Annotated in this window: 14 protein-coding genes and 1 riboswitch; of the genes, 6 read left to right on the forward strand and 8 right to left on the reverse strand. The window is 60.0% G+C overall.

What is annotated here, in order from left to right:
* Positions 1-304: 304 nt before the first annotated feature.
* The gene (locus tag JJQ51_RS05715; protein ID WP_113330487.1) at positions 305-1,057 is read right to left on the reverse strand and encodes a crotonase/enoyl-CoA hydratase family protein; all 753 of its coding nucleotides are present in this window, start codon (positions 1,055-1,057) and stop codon (positions 305-307) included.
* A gap of 9 nt (positions 1,058-1,066) precedes the next feature.
* Positions 1,067-2,845 carry an acyl-CoA dehydrogenase gene (locus JJQ51_RS05720; protein WP_113330489.1) on the reverse strand — a complete coding sequence of 593 codons (1,779 nt, stop codon included), beginning with the start codon at positions 2,843-2,845 and terminating at the stop codon, positions 1,067-1,069.
* A 289-nt stretch (positions 2,846-3,134) separates the two neighbouring features.
* Here JJQ51_RS05720 and JJQ51_RS05725 point away from each other — a divergent pair, with 289 nt between their 5' ends.
* A complete protein-coding gene (locus JJQ51_RS05725) occupies positions 3,135-4,136 on the forward strand; it encodes a transporter (protein WP_113330486.1) in 1,002 nt (333 codons plus the stop codon).
* A 70-nt stretch (positions 4,137-4,206) separates the two neighbouring features.
* On the opposite strand, the gene JJQ51_RS05730 is transcribed toward JJQ51_RS05725, so the two are convergent.
* Positions 4,207-4,674 carry a BA14K family protein gene (locus JJQ51_RS05730; protein WP_269244413.1) on the reverse strand — a complete coding sequence of 156 codons (468 nt, stop codon included), beginning with the start codon at positions 4,672-4,674 and terminating at the stop codon, positions 4,207-4,209.
* 245 nt (positions 4,675-4,919) lie between these two features.
* Between JJQ51_RS05730 and JJQ51_RS05735 the strand changes: the two genes are divergently transcribed.
* Positions 4,920-5,930: a glycoside hydrolase family 25 protein gene (locus tag JJQ51_RS05735; RefSeq protein WP_269244414.1), complete on the forward strand. Its 1,011-nt coding sequence runs from the start codon at positions 4,920-4,922 to the stop codon at positions 5,928-5,930.
* 94 nt (positions 5,931-6,024) lie between these two features.
* Here the strand turns inward: JJQ51_RS05735 and JJQ51_RS05740 are convergent, their stop codons facing one another.
* Both JJQ51_RS05740 and JJQ51_RS05745 read right to left on the reverse strand, forming a co-directional pair.
* Positions 6,025-7,113, reverse strand: coding sequence for a hybrid-cluster NAD(P)-dependent oxidoreductase (locus JJQ51_RS05740; protein WP_269244415.1), 1,089 nt, complete (start codon positions 7,111-7,113; stop codon positions 6,025-6,027).
* A 2-nt stretch (positions 7,114-7,115) separates the two neighbouring features.
* Positions 7,116-8,360, reverse strand: coding sequence for an aromatic ring-hydroxylating oxygenase subunit alpha (locus JJQ51_RS05745; protein ID WP_113353882.1), 1,245 nt, complete (start codon positions 8,358-8,360; stop codon positions 7,116-7,118).
* A gap of 96 nt (positions 8,361-8,456) precedes the next feature.
* A riboswitch (cobalamin riboswitch) is annotated at positions 8,457-8,660 on the reverse strand.
* Between the two features lie 348 nt (positions 8,661-9,008).
* Between JJQ51_RS05745 and JJQ51_RS05750 the strand changes: the two genes are divergently transcribed.
* The 3 genes from JJQ51_RS05750 to JJQ51_RS05760 are packed head-to-tail and all read left to right on the forward strand — an operon-like array spanning position 9,009 to position 12,124.
* Complete coding sequence (locus tag JJQ51_RS05750; RefSeq protein WP_113353881.1) at positions 9,009-9,626, forward strand: DUF6656 family protein; 618 nt, start codon at positions 9,009-9,011, stop codon at positions 9,624-9,626.
* 59 nt (positions 9,627-9,685) lie between these two features.
* Complete coding sequence (locus JJQ51_RS05755; protein ID WP_113353880.1) at positions 9,686-10,660, forward strand: L-threonylcarbamoyladenylate synthase; 975 nt, start codon at positions 9,686-9,688, stop codon at positions 10,658-10,660.
* Between the two features lie 33 nt (positions 10,661-10,693).
* The gene (locus JJQ51_RS05760; protein ID WP_113353879.1) at positions 10,694-12,124 is read left to right on the forward strand and encodes an FAD-binding oxidoreductase; all 1,431 of its coding nucleotides are present in this window, start codon (positions 10,694-10,696) and stop codon (positions 12,122-12,124) included.
* Between the two features lie 3 nt (positions 12,125-12,127).
* On the opposite strand, the gene phnF is transcribed toward JJQ51_RS05760, so the two are convergent.
* A complete protein-coding gene (phnF, locus tag JJQ51_RS05765) occupies positions 12,128-12,862 on the reverse strand; it encodes a phosphonate metabolism transcriptional regulator PhnF (protein WP_113353878.1) in 735 nt (244 codons plus the stop codon).
* A 72-nt stretch (positions 12,863-12,934) separates the two neighbouring features.
* On the opposite strand from phnF, the gene JJQ51_RS05770 reads away from it, so the two are divergent.
* Positions 12,935-13,486 (forward strand): MOSC domain-containing protein, encoded by a 552-nt coding sequence (locus JJQ51_RS05770; RefSeq protein ID WP_113353877.1) that lies wholly within the window; start codon positions 12,935-12,937, stop codon positions 13,484-13,486.
* Positions 13,487-13,785: 299 nt separating this feature from the next.
* Here the strand turns inward: JJQ51_RS05770 and JJQ51_RS05775 are convergent, their stop codons facing one another.
* Together JJQ51_RS05775 and JJQ51_RS05780 are read right to left on the reverse strand one after the other, a co-directional pair.
* A complete protein-coding gene (locus tag JJQ51_RS05775) occupies positions 13,786-16,470 on the reverse strand; it encodes a DNA translocase FtsK (protein WP_442967289.1) in 2,685 nt (894 codons plus the stop codon).
* A gap of 511 nt (positions 16,471-16,981) precedes the next feature.
* Positions 16,982-19,498, reverse strand: coding sequence for a DUF1217 domain-containing protein (locus JJQ51_RS05780; RefSeq protein WP_152095496.1), 2,517 nt, complete (start codon positions 19,496-19,498; stop codon positions 16,982-16,984).

The raw sequence follows: 19,498 nt of genomic DNA on the forward strand, positions 1-19,498 counted from the left end.
TCACGATCGAGATGCGCCAGAGATTAGCCTTCATGCTGAGGAGGCCCGAAGGGCCGTCTCGAAGCACGAGGGCGGGCAGGGCTATCGCATATGGAGGCGGATGAGCACCATAAACTCCTTCTCCCCTTGGGGAGAAGGTGGCCCGAAGGGTCGGATGAGGGGGTTATCGATTTGAATTCATGGATTTTGGTGGTCTTGGCGGGCACCCCCTCATCCGCCTGGCGGCACCTTCTCCCCGATGGGGAGAAGGGGGACAGCGGCGATCTCCGCTCATATGCGATAGCCCTGCGAGGGCGGGTGAGCTTCACCGCTTCATGAAGGCTTCGAAAGCCGCGCGGGCCTCGGCGCTTTTCAGCTGGGCGGCGAAATGTTCGGCTTCATCCTGGATGCGGTCGAGGACGGCATCGGTTGGGCCTCGCATCAAGTCACGCGCAATCCGCAGAGCCTCGGGCGGCTTGGCGGCGAGTTTTGCAGCCAGCGACAGCGTTTCGGTCTCCACCGTTTCCGGTGACGCCATCTTCCAGATCAGGCCCGCCTCCTTCGCTTCGGAAGCGGAGAATCCTTCGCCGAGAGCAAGCAAGGCGAAAGCACGCTGATGTCCCATCACGCGCGGAGCAAGCAGGCTTGAAGCCGCTTCCGGAACCAGCGCAAGATCGACGAAGGGTGTCTTGAACAGGCTGCGATCCGAAGCAATTGTTAAATCGCAATGCAGATGGATCGTGGTGCCAATACCAATCGCCAGACCATCGACACCAGAGACGACGGGCTTCTTTGTGCTCGCCAGTGCAACGAGAAAATCAATGACTTCGCGCCCCATATTGCCGCTCATGGCGAAGGCAAGGAAATCCGCCAGATCGTTGCCGGCGGAAAAACAGCCTTCCGTGCCAAGAAAGACGTGGACGCGGATGTCCGGCGCAGCTTCCGCTGCCTTGAGCGCATCGGTCATGGCCTGATACATGGCGCGCGTGATGGCATTCTTCTTTTCCGGCCGGTTGAAGCGGATGATCTGGACCTGCGGCGCAGTCTCGGGGCGTTCGATCAGGATGTGGTCGGTCATGGCTTTTCCTCAGGCTAGTGCGGCGCGGGCGGCTTCGAGGCTGGATGCGCCGGCGATGACCCGATCAGAGAGAGCGGCGGTCTCGGCCAGAAGATTTTCGGCAGCGAACCGGCAGAGTGCGATGCGCTTGATGCCTTCGCCGTCGCCTGCATCGGCAAGGCCACCCTTGGCAAGATACGAGCCGGTCAGCACCAGGCCGAAAAGCCGCTGGTAAGGCGTGGCGCCCGCCAGAGCTTCGGCAACGGCGCCTTCTGCCTGTTTCGACAGGAGCCATTCGCTCGTCTTTTCGAGATCGGCAATGGCTGCCTGCAGCCGCGGCGCCGTTTCACCGAAGCCTTCGAGATTGGATTTCGCGACACTATCGGCAATCTCACGCAGTTCGGCAATGACGCCGCGCACATGATCGCCATTGCCGATTGTCAGCTTGCGCGTCACCAGATCGATCGCCTGGATGCCGTTGGTGCCCTCGTAGATCGGTGCGATGCGCACATCGCGCAGCAGGCGTGCTGCCCCCGTCTCCTCGATGAAGCCCATGCCGCCATGAACCTGTATGCCAAGCGATGCGGCATCGACGCCGGCATCGGTGGAAAAGGATTTGGCGATCGGCGTCAGCAATGCTGCACGCTCCTGCCAATATTTCGCCCTCTCGGGATCGCGATGCGACATGTCGATCGCCTGTGCACAGGCGTAGCAGATCGCGCGCCCCCCTTGAGTCAGGGCTTTCATCGTCAGCAGCATACGCGCGACATCGGGATGCTCGATGATGGGGCTCATGCCTGATACGGCCGTGCCCGGCGCGCGGCCCTGGGTGCGCTCCCGGCTATAGGCGATGGCCTTCTGGGTTGCCGCTTCCGCAATCGCCACGCCCTGAATGCCGACAGCCAATCTGGCATTGTTCATCATCGTGAACATGCAGGCGAGGCCCTTGTTCTCCTCGCCCACCAGCCAGCCGACGGCGCCCTTTTCCGCACCATATTTGCCATCGCCATAGATCATCGTGCAGGTCGGTGAACCATGGATGCCGAGCTTATGTTCCAGCGAATGCACGAAAAGATCGTTGCGGGCGCCGAGCGAACCATCCTCATTCACAAGGAATTTCGGCACGAGAAACAGCGAAATGCCGCGCGTGCCGGCCGGCGCATCCGGAAGGCGGGCGAGAACGAGATGGATGATGTTCTCGGTCGCTTCGTGATCGCCCCAGGTGATGAAAATCTTCTGGCCGAAGATGCGATAGGTGCCGTCATCGCGGCGTTCGGCGCGGGAGCGCAGAGCGCCGACATCGGAACCCGCATGCGGCTCCGTCAGGTTCATGGTCCCCGTCCACTCGCCCGAGACGAGCTTTGCCAGATATGTCTTCTTGAGGTCTTCGCTGCCGTGAGCCCGCAGCGCTTCGACCGCTCCCATGGTCAGCGTCGGCGCGAGGCCGAAGGCCATCGAGGCGGAATTCCACATTTCCAGCGTCGCGATGTTCAGCATGTGCGGCAGACCCTGCCCACCGAACTCCTCGGGCGCGGTCAGGCCATTCCAACCGCCAGCGATCCAGTCGCGGTAGAGCTTCTCCCAGCCATCGGGAAGAACCACCTTGCCATCCGCCAGCCTTGCGCCTTGCTTATCGCCATTCTCGGCAAGCGGCTCCACCTCTTCGCCGGCGAAACGCCCGGCTTCCGACAGGATGGCATCGACAAGATCGGTGCTGAGATCGCCGAGAACGCCCTCTTCCATGGCGCGCTCCATGCCAACGACATGTTTCAGGGTGAACGCGATTTCTTCGACAGGCGCCTTGTACATGATGATTTCCTCCGGATCGATGCTAGCGATGGCCCGCCTCATCCGGACCATCGGCCATTTGTGGTTATAGCTAGTTTATTTTTACGTAAACGTCAATTTTCTCAAATTGCAGGAAGCATCGATTTCCATCGTCTCGCGAACCCGAACGTGACATGCGTCTTACGCGTGCCGAGCGGCCGTGACATCGCCGCCTATATCCGCGATTATTCCGCCAAAGCAGCGACTTGCATAAACAATCGTCATGAACGAAGACTAAGGCAACTGTTCAGACAATGCGAATGATGCCCCCATGAACACGCTCACGTCAGCCAACACCATACCAGGCTTTATCTGGGCATACCGTCTCCGTCCCGGCGAAACCAAGCCGGAGCGCCTACCTGACGATACCGATCGTTCGAGGCTGTTCGGCGACGACGGCTTTCTCTGGCTGCATCTCAATCTCGTGGATGCCCGGGTGCCGGCCTTCCTCGAGGATGCGCCGGGGCTGAACGAAGCCGCCCGCATAGCGCTGACCACGCATGAGACACATGCAACGATTACGGTCGACGAACAGATGCTTTTCGGCACATTGGTCGACTTCCAGCGCGACTTTGCCCACAACACCCACGACATCGGCTGGCTGCATTTCGCACTGACCGATCGCCTGCTGATAACAACCCGGCTGCAGCCGCTGCGCAGCCTGGACAGGACCCGGGTGCTGATCGAAAAAAACGCCGCACGATTTTCCAATCCCGTTGATATTTTCGAGCTGATCGTCGTCGAGTTCCAACGAACCCTGATCTCCGTCGTTATCGAAATCAGCGAAGAGCTGAATGGCATTGAGGATTTCGTCCACGGCAATACGTCGCGCGACGAGCGTGCCAAGCTGCCGCCCATCCGCAGGACGATCGTGCGCCTGCATCGCCATCTGCGGACCGTTCTCTCGTTGATGCGCCACGCCGCTGCCTCCGACGACGAGGAAATGCCGCTCGGCTTCGAGGATGTCGCCGGCCGGCTGACGGGACGCCTCGAAGCGGTCGAGCACGACGTCTATGCACTGCAGGAACGGGCGAGGCTGCTGCACGAAGAGATCGATTCGAAGCTTGCCTCCGAGATCAATCGGCATCTCTACATCCTGTCGATCATGACCGCGTTTCTGCTGCCGCCGACGCTGGTGACCGGATTCTTCGGGATGAACACATCAGGGTTGCCGCTGGCGAGCGGTGCAAGTGGCACCGGATATGCGGTTGGCTTCATCATCGCCTCCATGCTGCTGGCATGGTGGCTACTCAAGCGGGTCAATATTCTCTGACGTCGAATCATGCAAAAAGCCGCCCGGCGAAAAACCGGACGGCTGGCATTGGTCGTTCTGGAAACGCTGCTTAGAAATACGGCGAATAGCACTGACGGCGCGGGCCGGAATTCGGCTGGAAGGTATTGTCGTAGGCGCGATAGGAGCGATAGCGTGACTCGCACCAGGCGACATGGCGCGGGTTGATACCCGCGGACGGAGCCGGAGCCGGCTCATAGTAACGCGGCTGGCTGGCGATCGCGCCGCCGATCAGCGCGCCTGCGCCGAAGGCAGCCAGCGGGAACCAATAGCCGTCATGATAGCGATAGCCATGACGATACCCTCGATAACCACGATAGCCGCCATACCAGCCGCGGCGGTAGTAGCCGCCATGGCGCCACTGCACCTTTTCGACATTACCAGGCGCGGCCTGGGTGGGTGCGGACTGTTTTACGATCGGTGCGGCCGGCATCTGCATGGCGAAAGACGGTGTGAAGCTCGTCATGGCGACGACAGCCGTTAAGGCGACTGTCGCGATTTTTGCACGGAAACCAAGCATTTTCATCTCCATTCCCTGGTTCGACCTGATACTCAAGCCTGTAGCGTTTCATGTCGGGAATGCTTCCCGAGCAAGGTTTCGCCGCCTGCTTCGTCGCATATCCGAATAGACGGCAAGAACGCGGCAGCGCGTTATTTAGTTCCTCAAATCCCTACCGATTTAAGGAGTTACGAGGGGCTCCACGATGAACTTATAGTGATTGCTTTCTTAACCCAAGATTAACCAGCAATCCTTATTATTATTTCATGAAAGGATACCGAAAGAGTAACCTCCTCATTTACTGCTTCCTGACGATCCTGGCCCTGATGGGGCTGGTCTCCAAGCCTTCGGCCGGCGAAAGCCAGCCCTGGGGCGATCCAAAAAACGCCCTGATTGTCGATGCTTACGAGCTGAACACCATCGACTGGAACGCGTTTCTGCAGGACAAACGGATAGCCGGCTTCATCTCCAAGGCGTCCGACGGACTTCCTGAAAGCTTCAGTTGCACAGGCGACCATGGCGGCGATACGGTGGCCCATTGCAGGACGATGTGGCGCAAATACGCAGTTAGCCGCGAACTGTTTCAAACCCGCCGCATGCTGGCAAAGACGAATGGCCTGTTATGGGGCGCCTATCATCTGGGGCGCCCGGGCAATCCGATCGATCAGGCCAATCATTTTCTCGACTACGCCAATCCTCAGCCCGATGAATTGATGGTGCTCGATATCGACGGCATGGACGCGACGCAGTTCATGTCGCTGGATGACGCGCAGATCTACGTCGCCCACATCAAGGTCAGGACCGGGCGCTACCCCATTCTCTACGTCAATCACAACACGGCCCGATACATAGCCGACCATCGCGGCACTTATCCGCTGCTGTCGCGGCTGCCCTTGTGGTATGCGCGCTACAAGCCTGATGTCAAAGGCACTTTTCCACTCGGCAACTGGGACAATTATGCCATCTGGCAGTTCGCTTCTTCAGACAATTGCTCGGAGAAAAGCTGCCCCTATCGCGTGCCGGGCACGCTCACCGATATCGACGTCAATGTCGTGCCGATGACGAAGATTCAGCTTGCCAAAATCTGGCCGCAAGGTGATCTCCTGCCGGCCAAACCCCTGCCCGCGCCGGACGTGACGATCGCGCTCGCACAGATGTGCAGCGGGCCGCGGCAGACGCTCGTTTCGCTCATGGCCGACGTCGACCCAGTCGTCACTGCCTCGACCCCGCAATCGAAGCCGGTCGAGATCAACGAGCTGAATTACCAGGATTTCTAGAGTATCTTCGCTTTTCCTCGAATCGCGAAAACGCTCTATCTTCTTGTTTGTTTACGCATTCCGGACGGAAAACCGCTGCGCACCTGGAAATGTTCTACGCCTCGATCTGCACATCCGTCTTCGGGCGCGAACAGCAGGCGAGGATATAGCCCTCGTCGATCTCGTCATCGAGGATGCCGCCATTGTGGTTCATCTCGACTTCGCCGGAGAGCTTCATGACCCGGCATGTCCCGCAAAGACCGGATTCGCAGGCGGCACCGATGCGCACGCCGGCGCCGCGCGCTGCCTGAAGCACGGTCTGGCCCGCTGCGCAGACGACATCCTTGCCGGCCATGGTGAAACGGATCGTGGTTGCGGCCTCGCCCGATGCATCATCGGAAACTTCTGCGAGCGGTGTCGCGGCATTGGCCGGCTGGAAGCTTTCCTGATGGTAGCGCGACATGTCGAAGCCATGGGCTTCGAGCATGGAGCGCACGGCGTCCATGAAGACTTCCGGGCCGCAGCAGAAGATCGTCCGGTCCATGAAATCCGGCGCCAGCAGACCGATCTTCGCCTTGTCGATGCGGCCCTTCAAACCCGACCAGAGATCGGTGCGGCCGCAGCCCTCGACGATGAAGCCGAGGTTGAGGTTCGGCATGAAGCGGGCGAGATATTCGAGCTCGGAACGGAAGATGATATCCGTCGGGCTGCGCGAACAGTTGACAAAGGTAATATCAGACAATGGTGCGATATCGGACATATACCGCGTCATCGCCATCATCGGCGTGATCCCGGAGCCGGCCGAGACGAAGAGATATTTCTCGCCGGGATGGCGGATATGGCTGAAATCGCCGAGCGGGCCGAAAGCCTTGATGCGCATGCCGGGCTTCAGGTTCTCGAACATCCAGCGCGTGCCGATGCTATCCTTCTGCGCTTTCACCGTCACGGCGACCGAGAAGGGCCGCGACGGCGTGGACGACAGCGTATAGGTGCGCATGACCGGCTCCGGAGCCGTCGGCAGCTCCAGCGTCACGAACTGGCCCGGCAGATAGCGGAACCAGTTGTCCTTGTCGGACCCGAAAGTGAAGGTCATCACATCGGGCGCTTCGGGCGTTGCCGAGAGGCATTCGAGCACATGCTGCCTGTCGTTCCAGGGCTGCATCTGGTCGAGGTGTCGATGCGGGTAGGAGACGGTCATGTTCATACTCAGGCAACCGCAGACAGCTTAGCCTGGTCGCCCTGCAGCCGGTTGATCATGAACGTCGTGTACCATTCGACGAACTGCATGACTCCCCCTTCATGGACCTCCGAATAGGGACCGGGCTCATAGGCCGGCGAGCGGATGCCGAAGGCGTTTTCCTCGACGATGCGGCGGTCCTGATCGTTGGTTTCGGTCCAGACGTGGGTCAGCTCTTCCAGATTGTAGTCGACACCTTCGACGGCATCCTTATGGACGAGCCACTTCGTGGTGACGGCGGTTTCCTCGGCGCTGATCGGCAGGACACGGAAGGAAATCGCGTGGTCGCCGAGCATGTGGTTCCACGTCGTCGGGTAGTGGAACAGCAGCATGGTGCCGATGCCGTTGATCGTCACGTCAGATGAAAGCGGCCGCCTGACGGCATTCTGGCCGGACATGGTGTAGCTCTCGGCCCCTTCGATCAGCGGCATGCGGGCGGCGCGGAACTGTCCATCCGGCGAGATCTTGAACTCGCTCGGCAGGCCGGCAGCTTCGCAGCGCTGCCAGTGTTCAGCGATAACGGGGTCGTTCATCGCGCCCTGCACGCCGGTGACGGTCGGAGCCTCCGGGAAGGTGCGGCAAAGTTCCGGGTGATTGGCCGCGCAATGGTAGCATTCGCGGTTGTTTTCCCAGACGAGCTTCCAATTGCCCTTTTCGATAATGGTGCTCTGGAAGGCGACCTTGGCTTCGCTGATGCGGTGCGGCGCCATGTAGGGCTCGATCGTCGCGCGAACCGGGGCAAAATCGGGAGCGTTCTGCGCGAGGCAGATGAAGATGTAGCCGCCGACGCTTTCGCAGTGAACCGGCTTCAGCGAATACTGGCTCTTGTCGAAATCCTCCGCCATCTGGCGGGCAAAGAGCAGCGAGCCGTCAAGTTCGTAGGTCCACTGGTGATAGGGGCAGACGAGCTTTGCCGAGGAGCCGCGCTCCGTCGTGCAGACGCGTGAGCCGCGATGGCGACAGCTATTGTGGAAGGCGCGGATGACCTGATCGCGGCCGCGGACGATGACGACGGGATAATCGCCGATCTGGACGGTGAAGTAATTGCCCGCACGCGGCACTTCGCAATCATGGCCGATGAAGAGCCAATCGCGATAGTAGATCGTCTCCATGTCGAGCATGAAGTAATCCGGATCGGTGTAGAAGGGTTGCTCCAGACTGAAACCCGTCCGGTGGTTCTTCAGTTGCCGCAGAACTTTGCTGCCGATGTCCATTTGCCTATCCTTAGCAGTACCAGGAGGCGGGCAAAGGACATGCACGGCCGATTGGGAGCGGCCAAAAGCAATGTCCCGACCACCCGCCGCGGTCAGTAAACCTATGTGCCCAAGGCTGGTTTCCGGGCTCTGGAGCGGCCCTGTTTCCAGAGCCCCATGGCACCTTCCCAGGTCGATCGACCCAGTGGCTTTATCCGCCATGCCTCACTCCACCACCGTTGCGGGGGCAGCGCCGGATTTTGACCGGCTTCCCAATTCTCCGTCTCCCTAGCGGACGGCACCTTGAGATTGATGGCATCATAGCTCCCGGCTCCGCCAGCCGCTGCGCTGCAATGCGACATCGGCTCCGAAATTGACGACAGGCGAAACGGGACGCCGGGACGGTTGCGTGCCGTGAGAATATTGACTGGCAATTCAATCGCTTGGGCGCTTGCATTGGAGATGCTGCGAGCATCGCATGTGCGTTCGACCAATGACGCTTTATCCTGATTGCGACAGGTCCGCAAACGGCCGATAATCGGAAGACTAGTTGCGCGGCGGAGAGCGCCGCAGAGCCGCCATCGGGGGCCTTCGGTCCAGCGCGCGATCAAGCTCGGCTCAAGCTCCATAGTCCATCATGTCGCGAAGAGTTTTATAGCGAGATCCGGCATGGCCAAACTCAGATATTTCGACGCTGGGAAGCCCGCCGAGCCCGAACCGGCGCCACCGGTATCGACGACGGGCTACAGCGAATTCCTGCGCACCGGCCGCATCAACCGCAACAGGCCACATTGGCTGGCGGAAGAGCGGGAATATCTTACCCATGAGCAGGTGGCTGTGCGCACGGCACAGAAGCTCAGGGATGCCGGCGAAAAGACCCATGACCGGCTCAACAGCTTCCACAAGTCCATTCGCTTTCCGAAGCTCATCTTTCACCACACGCTGAAGGACACGCCGCATCTCGGCTATTGTCACGTCACCGCGGCGCGGACGCAGTTCGCGCATTATGAGGACGTGAACTGGGCTTTCTATATCGCCAATTTCTTTGCCCGCATCGGCCAGGAAGAGAATTTCTTCGAGGACATCAGCCTCAAATATTCGCGGATGTATTTCGCCGTCGCCATCCATCCGGACAGGCAAGCGGAAGACAAGAAGCTGACGATCAATCGCGACGTCAGAGGCAACGGCGTGCTGTTCCATACCCACGATCCGCAGATCGCCATCCGCAATGTTCTTCTCCTCGGCGCGCGCAACGAGCAGCTTCGCGACATTATTCGCCAGCTTTGACGATTGATCCGAAAACTCGAAGAGCATAAGAAACGGCCTGAACTGCAAGCAGGCAGGCCATGGCACGACACATAGACATTCTCGAACATCCGCAAACGGCGATCGAAGTCGCGACAGCGACTCTCGCAGAGGGTCTGCCGATCGGGCTGCCGACGGAGACGGTCTATGGTCTTGCCGCCGATGCCACCAATCCCGCCGCGATTACCCGGATCTACGAGACGAAGGGTCGTCCGCGTTTCAATCCGCTGATCTGCCATATGAGCGATCTCGCCATGGCCGAACGCTATGCGGTCTTCGATCCTATCTCCCGTAAATTGGCGGAAGCTTTCTGGCCCGGCCCGCTGACGCTGGTGCTACCGCTCAAACCCGACAGCGGCATCCATCCGCTGGCGACTGCCGGGCTCGACACGGTCGGCATCCGCGTGCCGCAAGGCTTTGCCGGCGATCTGATCCGCGCCTTCGACAGACCGCTTGCTGCGCCGAGCGCCAATACTTCGGGCAAGATCAGCGCCACAAGCGCCGATCATGTCGATGACGACCTTGGGGAGCGGATCACGCTCATCCTCGATGCCGGGGCCTCGGTCGTCGGCGTGGAGTCGACCATCGTCAAGGTCGAAGATGAAGAGATGCGCCTGCTGCGGCCCGGCGGGCTGGCGGCCAGCGAGATCGAGCGGGTGGCCGGCAAGGCGCTGAAGCGCAAGAAGAAAGCCTCGGCTGCCATCGAGGCTCCGGGGATGATGGCTTCGCATTATGCACCGGGCGCAGCCGTGCGCCTCGACGCGACTGAGGTTTCCGCGAACGAAGCGCTGATCCGCTTTGGGACACCAGATATTCCCGGCAGCGAAAAGGCCATTGCCGTGCTGGACCTGAGCGTCAGCGGCGATCTCGCCGAAGCCGCAGCAAACCTCTTTGACTTCATGAAGCGCGCCGATGCTACGGGTGCTGCGACCATTGCCTTTTCGCATATTCCCGACGAGGGCCTCGGTGAGGCCATCAACGACCGGCTGCGCCGCGCCGCCGCGCCCAGAGAATAAATCAGCCCGACATCATCAGGCAAAGGACACGCCATGAGCAGCTCCGTCCCCTCTTCCGACCTTCTCGATCGCTTCGCCGCCATCGTCGGCGAGAAACACGCCGTACGTGACCCGGCGGAAATTGCGCCGCATCTGGTGGAAAACCGCGGGCTCTATCACGGCGCCTCGCCCATGTTGCTGAAGCCCAGCTCGGTGGAAGAGGTTTCGGCCATCCTCAAGCTTGCTAGTGAAACCGGCACGGCCATCGTTCCCCAGACCGGCAATACCGGCCTTGTCGGCGGGCAGACGCCGCGCGAGGGTGGTTCCGACATCATCCTGTCGCTGGAGCGCATGAACCGCATCCGCGATATCGATCCGGTCGGCAACACCATGATCGTCGACGGTGGCTGCATTCTCGCGGATGTCCATAAGGCTGCGGCCGAGCATGGCCGCATGTTTCCGCTTTCGCTTGGCTCCGAGGGTTCCTGCCGTGTCGCCGGCAATCTTTCCACCAATGCCGGGGGTACGGCCGTTCTCGCCTATGGCAACATGCGCCAGCTTTGCCTCGGCCTCGAAGTCGTGCTGCCCACGGGCGAGATCTGGAACGGCCTGCGCCGTCTTAAGAAGGACAATACCGGCTACGACCTGCGCGATCTTTTTATCGGCGCGGAAGGCACGCTCGGCGTCATCACCGGCGCGGTGCTGAAGCTTTTCCCGCAGCCGCTTGGCCATCAGGTGGCCTTTGCCGGCCTGCAATCGGTCGATGACGCGCTGACTTTATTCAAGAATGCCTCCAGCCTCTGCGGCACGGCACTGACTGGTTTCGAGCTGATGCCGCGCATCGGCGTCGAGTTCACCACGCGGCATATTCCGGGCGTGCGCGACCCGCTCGACACAGCCCATCCCTGGTATGTCCTGATCGATATTTCCACCTCGGATTCGGCTGAGACCGCCGAGCGGATGATGACGGCGCTGCTCGAGCAAGGCTATGAGGCCGGACTGATCCAGGATGCGACCATTGCCAGCTCGGAAGCGCAGCAGAAGGCCATCTGGCATATGCGTGAGAGCATGTCGGACGCACAGAAGCCGGAAGGCGGCTCGATCAAGCACGATGTTTCCGTGCCGGTGGCGCAAATCCCGCAATTCATGGCGGAAGCCGAAAAGGCCGTTGTCGGTGCCATGCCGGGCGCGCGTGTCTGCGCCTTCGGCCATATGGGCGACGGCAATATTCACTACAACATCTCGCAGCCCGTCGGCGCCGACAAGGCGGAGTTCATCGGCCGGTGGCGCGAGATGAACAAGATCGTGCATGGTCTGGTGCTACAGCATGGCGGCTCGATCTCGGCCGAGCACGGCATCGGCCAGCTGAAGCGCGACGAGCTTGCTTCCATCCGCTCGGAGATCGAAATCGACCTGATGCGCCGGATCAAGACGGCTTTCGATCCGGCAGGCATCATGAATCCGGGCAAGGTCCTCAAGGTCTGAGGCTCAAACCGTCACGACGACCCGCTCCGAAGCAAAGCAGCCAATCTGGCAGGAAATCACATTGCCATCGGCATCGATGTCTTCGCCGGCATAGGCAAGCACTGGCGCGAGGCGCGATTGCTGCAGCAGACGGGCTTCCGCTTCAGTCGGCATGCGCGCGGTGATGTCGGTGGAGCGTCGCCAATAGTCGGCCACGCCATAATCCTTCAGCGCCGCCGTGAATGAGCCCATTACGGTGAATTTCTCTGCCAAACCGGGGAAGCGCTTGGCCGAGCAGCTGCGCATCACGACCGAGACGGGAAGCGCATCGGCATAGGCTACCAGGCACATTTCCAGCACCGCCTCGCCCGGCTGAAGATTGAGCCGCGTGGCGATATCGGCAATTGCCGGAACTTCCCTGGCCGAGACAACCTTGCGCGTGAGGTTCGCATCCGTCGCGGTCAGATCCTTGGTGAACCGTACCTTGTCGCCCAACTGGAAACGAACGGGCATATCGGCACGGACATAGGCGCCGCTGCCGCGCGCCACGCGCAACAAGCCCTCCCCTTCCAGCTCTGCGATCGCGCGCCGCATCGTCACCCGGGAGACACCGAATTGTTCGGACAAAGCGCGCTCGCCCGGCAGCCGGCTGCCGGGCGCATGCGTGCCCGCATCGATGGCATTTCTCAGCTTCGCGGCAACGGCCGCCCAGCCTCCCGCGGCCCTTACGCCTTTGTCCTGTCGATTTTTCTCTTCCATCACCAATCTATTGCCTTGAAATTGGTATATACCAATTTATAAAGATCCAGCTCGTTTATGGAAGGGTTCGGCATGGGCGACAAGCGGATATATGTCACGTCAGTTAGCAGCAGCGGTGTTCACGAGTTCAGCAAGCAGACCAAGGATCATATTCAATTGTTGGCCGGACTTGGCGTGGAAGGCGATGCGCATATGGGGGTGACGGTGAAACACCGCTCTCGCGTCGCGGTCGATCCAACCCAGCCGAATCTGCGCCAGATACACCTCATCCAGGAAGAACTGTTCGACGAGCTCACCGGAAAGGGTTTCTCCGTTTCGCCGGGCGACATGGGCGAGAATATTGCCACCCGAGGGATCGATCTGCTTTCTCTGCCGCAAGGCACGCGCCTGCATATCGGCGCTGAAGCGATCGTCGAGGTGACGGGCTTGCGCAATCCCTGCAAGCAGATCGACAATTTTCAGAAAGGCCTGCTGCATGCGGTGCTCGACAAGGATGCCGATGGTGGGCTGATCCGCAAGGCGGGCATCATGGGCATCGTCGTGCAGGGCGGCCGTGTGCAGCGCGATGACGAGATCCGTATCGAGTTGCCGCCGCTGCCGCATGTGAAGCTTGAGCGGGTTTGATAACAAATCGAGCTGATGCTCCGCACAGCGAGAAGTCGGTTCTGAGTGCGCCGAGCCTATGATACCCCCCTCTGTCACTTACGTGACATCTCCCCCACAAGGGGGGAGATTGTTGGGAGTATGTCGCACCGCTTTGCCAAATCATCGTGCTTTGGTTTCTGCGGGCGGGAGGTTCGTTTGCGGCGACAAAGTGCTACGGGCCGCCAATCTCCCCCCTTGTGGGGGAGATGTCCCGATAGGGACAGAGGGGGGTGCGCACTCTCCGCAACAACCGCGGCAAGCGTCATCCCCCAACTATATCAATCGAAATCCTCATTGCCCGAATTGCCGCCACCATTGCGGTTGCCGGAGATGATCTCGCGTTTGCCGACATGGTTGGCGGGGCCGACGAGACCGTCCTTTTCCATGCGCTCGACCAGCGATGCCGCGCGGTTGTAGCCGATGCCGAGGCGGCGCTGGATGTAAGAGGTCGAGCACTTCTTGTCGCGCATGACCACCTTGATCGCCTGCTCGTAGAGATCGTCGCCGTCTTCCGAGGCAATCGCGCCCTTGTCGAAGACGGCTGTGTCTTCTTCCTCGTCTTCCTCATCCTCGTCGGCGGTCACCGTGTCGAGATATTCCGGACGGCCCTGCAGCTTCAGATGTGCCACGACCTTCTCGACTTCCTCGTCGGAGACGAAGGGACCGTGGACGCGGGAGATGCGGCCGCCGCCTGCCATGTGCAGCATGTCGCCCTGGCCGAGGAGCTGTTCCGCCCCCTGCTCACCGAGAATGGTGCGGCTGTCGATTTTCGACGTCACCTGGAAGGAGATACGCGTCGGGAAGTTCGCCTTGATCGTGCCGGTGATGACGTCGACGGACGGACGCTGCGTCGCCATGATCAGATGGATACCTGCGGCACGCGCCATCTGCGCCAGGCGCTGGATCGCACCTTCGATCTCCTTGCCGGCAACCATCATCAGATCGGCCATTTCGTCGACGATGACCACGATATAGGGCATCGGCGTCAGGTCCATTTCCTGTTGCTCTTCGATCGGGGCACCAGTGCCCTTGTCGAAGCCAGTCTGAACCATGACGTGGATCGTCTCGCCCTTTTCCTTGGCGGAGGCAACGCGGCTGTTGTAGCCGTCGATGTTGCGCACGCCGAGGCGCGACATCTTCTTGTAGCGATCCTCCATTTCGCGCACGGCCCATTTCAGCGCCATGACGGCTTTCTTGGGATCGGTCACGACCGGGGTCAGCAGGTGCGGAATGCCGTCATAGACGGAGAGTTCCAGCATCTTCGGATCGACCATAATCAGGCGGCACTGTTCCGGGGTCATGCGATAGAGCAGCGACAGGATCATGGTGTTGATGGCGACGGACTTGCCCGAGCCGGTGGTGCCGGCCACGAGCAGATGCGGCATCTTCGCGAGTTCTGCGATAACAGGCTCGCCGCCGATCGTCTTGCCGAGGCCGAGCGCCAGCTTGTAGCCGCTCTTCTCGAAATCGGGCGAATCGATCATCTCGCGGAAATAAACCGTCTCGCGGTTGACGTTCGGCAGTTCGATGCCAATGACGTTGCGGCCCGGAACGACAGCAACGCGAGCCGAGAGGGCCGACATCGAACGGGCGATATCGTCCGCAAGGTTGATGACGCGCGAGGATTTGACGCCGGGCGCCGGCTCGAATTCATAAAGGGTGACGACCGGGCCTGGACGAACATGGATGATCTCGCCCTTGACGCCGAAATCCTCCAGCACGCTTTCCAGCAGGCCGGCATTCTGCTCAAGCGTTTCCTGCGTCATGATCACACCGGAACGAGCAACAGGCTCCTGCAGCAATTCACGCGGCGGCAGCTCGTATTCTCCATCGGCGGTGCGGGCAATCGGGCGCCATTCGGGCGGCGTCAGGGAGACGGGACGGCGCGGCGAGATCGGCGAAGGCGGCGCGTCGATCAAACGCTGAGCAGCGGCCTCGACGGCGGGAATGGTGGATATAGCCTTGGCAACTGGTTCAGCAGCAGCCGGAGCGGCGACCTTCGCCGGCATCGGTGCCACGACCATGACGGGAGCGGGGCGCGTTTCGACGGCCGGAGCGCTTTCAGCACCATAAACGGCGGTGACGAAGGCAGGCGGAACGAATGTCTCGGCTGAGGCCTCAACGACAGGCTGCGGCTCCGGCTGCGGCGCTTCCTCAGAAGCTGCCACAACTTCGATGACCGGAGCCAGAATGGCAGCCTCCAGCGCTGCGAGCTCGTCCATGGCAGGGTTGCTCAGATCTGCCGCCGGCTGGCTGGAAATGGTTTCGACTGGTGCTGGGACCTCTACTGACGGAGGCTGCACGGCAACGGGCTGCGGCTCGATGGCCGCTGCCGGGCGGCGGCACTCGACGACGCGGAACTTTGCGATGATCGATTCGGCATCGACTTCCGGCCTGGACGGCGCGGGCTGCTTCGGCTCACCCCTGAGGGCAGAAACGAACTCGCCGTCGAACGGCATCGCGTCCCAGAAAGCGAAATCGGAAAGATGGGCAAGACGCGACTCGACCACAGGCGCGGCTACGGACTCGGGAACACTTGACTGTACAGGGGAAGCATCCAGCGCGATCGCGGGAGCTTTCGAGAATGCGGTAGCGATAACGGTCATCTCCAATGCGTCCGGCTCGGTTGCCGGGGAATTCTGAATTACTGTCGGAATATAGCCTTCCACCACCAGCGGCATGTCTTCGAGCGGTGGCAGATGGAACTCGTCCTGCCGCACGGGCGGGACGACAATGGCTGCAGCAGGTGCTTCGGCCACAACAGGCGGCTCCATCACCCGCATCGCGGCATGCGCGGAAGCTTGCGGCCGGATCTCGGGCTTCGGCTCGGCAGGCGGACGGCGGCTGATGATTTCGTTTTCACGCGTGCGGGTAAAGCGCACGTTCGGCCCCATCAGGAAGGCATTCTGCCAACCTGGAGACGCGAGATCTTCCGCAGAGATCCCCTGCGGCAGAACCGGCATTTCCTGTTCGCTCGTAACCGCAGCGGCTTGCAACGCCTCTACAACGGGCGGTGGCGCAGCGGCGGTGCGCTTCCTCACCTCGTCGGCAAGGCGCTTTTCCTCGGCTTGGCGCTGCTCTTCCGCCTTGCGCTTGGCTTCGCGGGCATTGCGAATCTTCTCTTCCAGAAACGCGCGGCGAGCAGCGATCTGCTCGGCCCGGCGGGCCTCTTCGGCCGCCTGCTCCGGGTCGAGATCCCCCTCCGGCTGGACGCCTTGCGAGGCATTGGAAAGTGTCGTTCGGGAAAGACGCATGAGACCTGCAACCCAGTCATTGATATTGCCGTTGGCTTCTCAAATCGAATAGGGCAAGGATGGTTAATAAGTTCCTTCCTGCCGTTGTGGAAAGCTGCCATTCCACACCCGAAAAACACGTCCGAATATGCTCAGAAACCCTGCGAAAACAAGGGTATGGCAAGCCCCTGCCGCGCGGAAGCGCAACGGGGAGACAGGTTAGATTTTTTGCGGGAACCTTTTACCGCGACGAGGACAGCTGCGCGATGGAAAGCAGCGTATCGGCGCTGATGCCGGAGCTCGACGACGAGCCCGTGAGAATCGATAGCGCCGGCGATGTCGAGGAGGTCGTATTGTTCTCCATGTCATACATCGCGGAGAATCGCTGTAGCAGCTGATTGACCTTATCCGGGTCCTGCAGATCGCTCACATTGACGAACTTGCTCAGCATGCTGGCCTGGGTATCGACATCCATATTGGAGATCGAGCTTGGCAGGTTGTAGGTGGTGGTGATGACCTCATAAAGCGCCGAATCGCCCATGATGTCATAGATCGAGTTGATATCGGGCGCCTTGCGCTGGAAGTAGAGCGCCAGTCGCACGCCGGGATTGGTCTCGCCTTGCTGATCTTCCAACGTTTGATGCAGAAAGAGATCATTGGTCGCCGCAAGGGCGCCCTGGTTTTGCGCGGTGCCGAGCTTGCTGTCGGTCAGGTTGCCGTCGGTGCCGAAATTGAACGCCTCGACGATGCTCTTGAACTTGGCGCCATCGGTCGTGTTGATGAAGCTCTTCGAATCGGACGGATCGGAGGCGAAAGCCTTCTTCAGCGTCGCCGTATCGACCGTCTTCGGATCGATGCCATTGGCCGTCAGGATGAAATTCGTAAGCTTGCTGTCGGCCAGGAGATCCGTGACGCTGGTCACCTTGACGATATTGGTGGCGAAATAGGTGCCTGCGGTCTTGGCATCGCTGGTGGCTTTGGTCAGTTCGGCGCCCGACAGCCCCGCCGTGGTGCGGCTGGAATATTCCGAGATATAGCTGTTGATTTGCGTTTGCGACAAAGACTGCACCGGAGGCTTCAGATTGCCTTTACTGTCGAAATTGAAGGCCTTGGCAAGCGCGGTAAAACGAGAGTCCTTGAGCGAGTTGACATAGCTCTTCGGATCGTAAGGATCGCTTTCGAGAATCTTCGTCAGCTGAGACTTCGTGACTTCGTTCTCGCCGATGCCATAGGCACGCAGCGCCATCTGATAGAGTTCCGGCGCACTGTCGTTGGAGGTATCACTGTCGGACGTATTGCTCGCAAAGAAATCCTTGATGGTCTTCACGTCAGCGATGCGGTTCTTGTAGTTGTTGACCGCATCCGTGGTCAGGGTCGATTGCGACGACTGGTAGTTGTTCATATAGGCCTTTGAGGCCGCGTCGATCTCAGACTGGGACTGCGCCGTCTGACCGGAAGCAAGCGTCCCGTCCGACTGGAAATTGAATTGGGAGACGACGTCGGTCAAACCGAAGATGGCGGCGGTCGTCGAATCGCCGAAGGCGTTCTTGAAGACGACGGCTGGCGTCGTCGGATCGATGCCGTAAGCCGTCTTGATGTAATCGAAAAGGCGCGTGTCCGATGTCAGCTGGTCGACCGACGTGATGGAGCCGATATGATTCTTGTAATAGAGATCGTTGTCGGCTGCGCCGACGCTCGTCGTGAACGAAGGCACGGTGGAATTGTAGGCGCTCATCACATCGGCCTGCTGACTGAGCGTCTGCGGCCCTCCGGGATAGTTCGCGGTATAGCCTCCCGTGGTGGCGCTTATCTGGTCAGATGTCTGTGCTTGTGAACCGGATGCGACGGTGCCGTCGCTCTGGAAGTTGAATTCCGCCATGACGGCGGTCAGCCCGTTCGAACTTGCGGTGCTGGCATCCTTGGCCGAAGCATTGAACTGATCCGCCGTAATATAGGATGGGATATTGAATGCCGTCTTGACGTATTGGAACAGCTGCGGATTGGACGTCAGCTGATCGACCGAGGTGACGCTGCCGATATTGGCCTCGTAATAGGCCGTGTCGCCGTCCGGCGTCGATGTCTTGACCGTGCCATCGGCATTGAAATTGAATTCCGCCACCAGAGCCTTGTCTGCGGTACCGCCATTCTGGTTGACGTAGCTGTTCGGATCGCTGAGATCGCTCGTCAGCATCTGCTTCAGAGCCGAATTCGACACATAGGTCGGGTCGATACCGTACGCCTGCAGCACATAATTACGCAGGCGGGTATTACCGAGGAGATCATCGACCGTCTTAACCGAGCTGATATTCTGGCTGTAATAGGTCGTTTCGGTCGCCGCCGACGTCTCCTCATTCGTAAAGGACTGTTGGTAAAGCCCGATGAGGTCGTCTTCCTGCGTGCTGGTTTGTGCCGTATTCGTCGTACCCGTCGCGCTCGTGCCGAAATTGAACGCCGCAGCGAATTCTTTGTAGCGCGGATCGGTGAGCTTATTGGCGAAACTGCTGGAGTCGCTGAGGTCGCTGGTCAGGACCTGTTTCATAAAGGCCTTGGCATAAGTCATGTCGGAAAGCCCGTAGGCTTCCATTGCGTAACTGTATAATTGATAGTCATTCAGGAAGCTGTCGACGTCAGTTACTTTGCCGATATTGGCGTTGTAATAGTCGATCAAACGCTTGTTTTGCGACTGCTGCGCCACCTGGTTGAGTGAGGTCGCCATATCTCTGGTTGCGATCGTATAACCAAGATAAGTGGAAATCAT

Source organism: Rhizobium sp. AG207R, from assembly GCF_027109195.1.
GTDB lineage: Bacteria > Pseudomonadota > Alphaproteobacteria > Rhizobiales > Rhizobiaceae > Rhizobium > Rhizobium dioscoreae.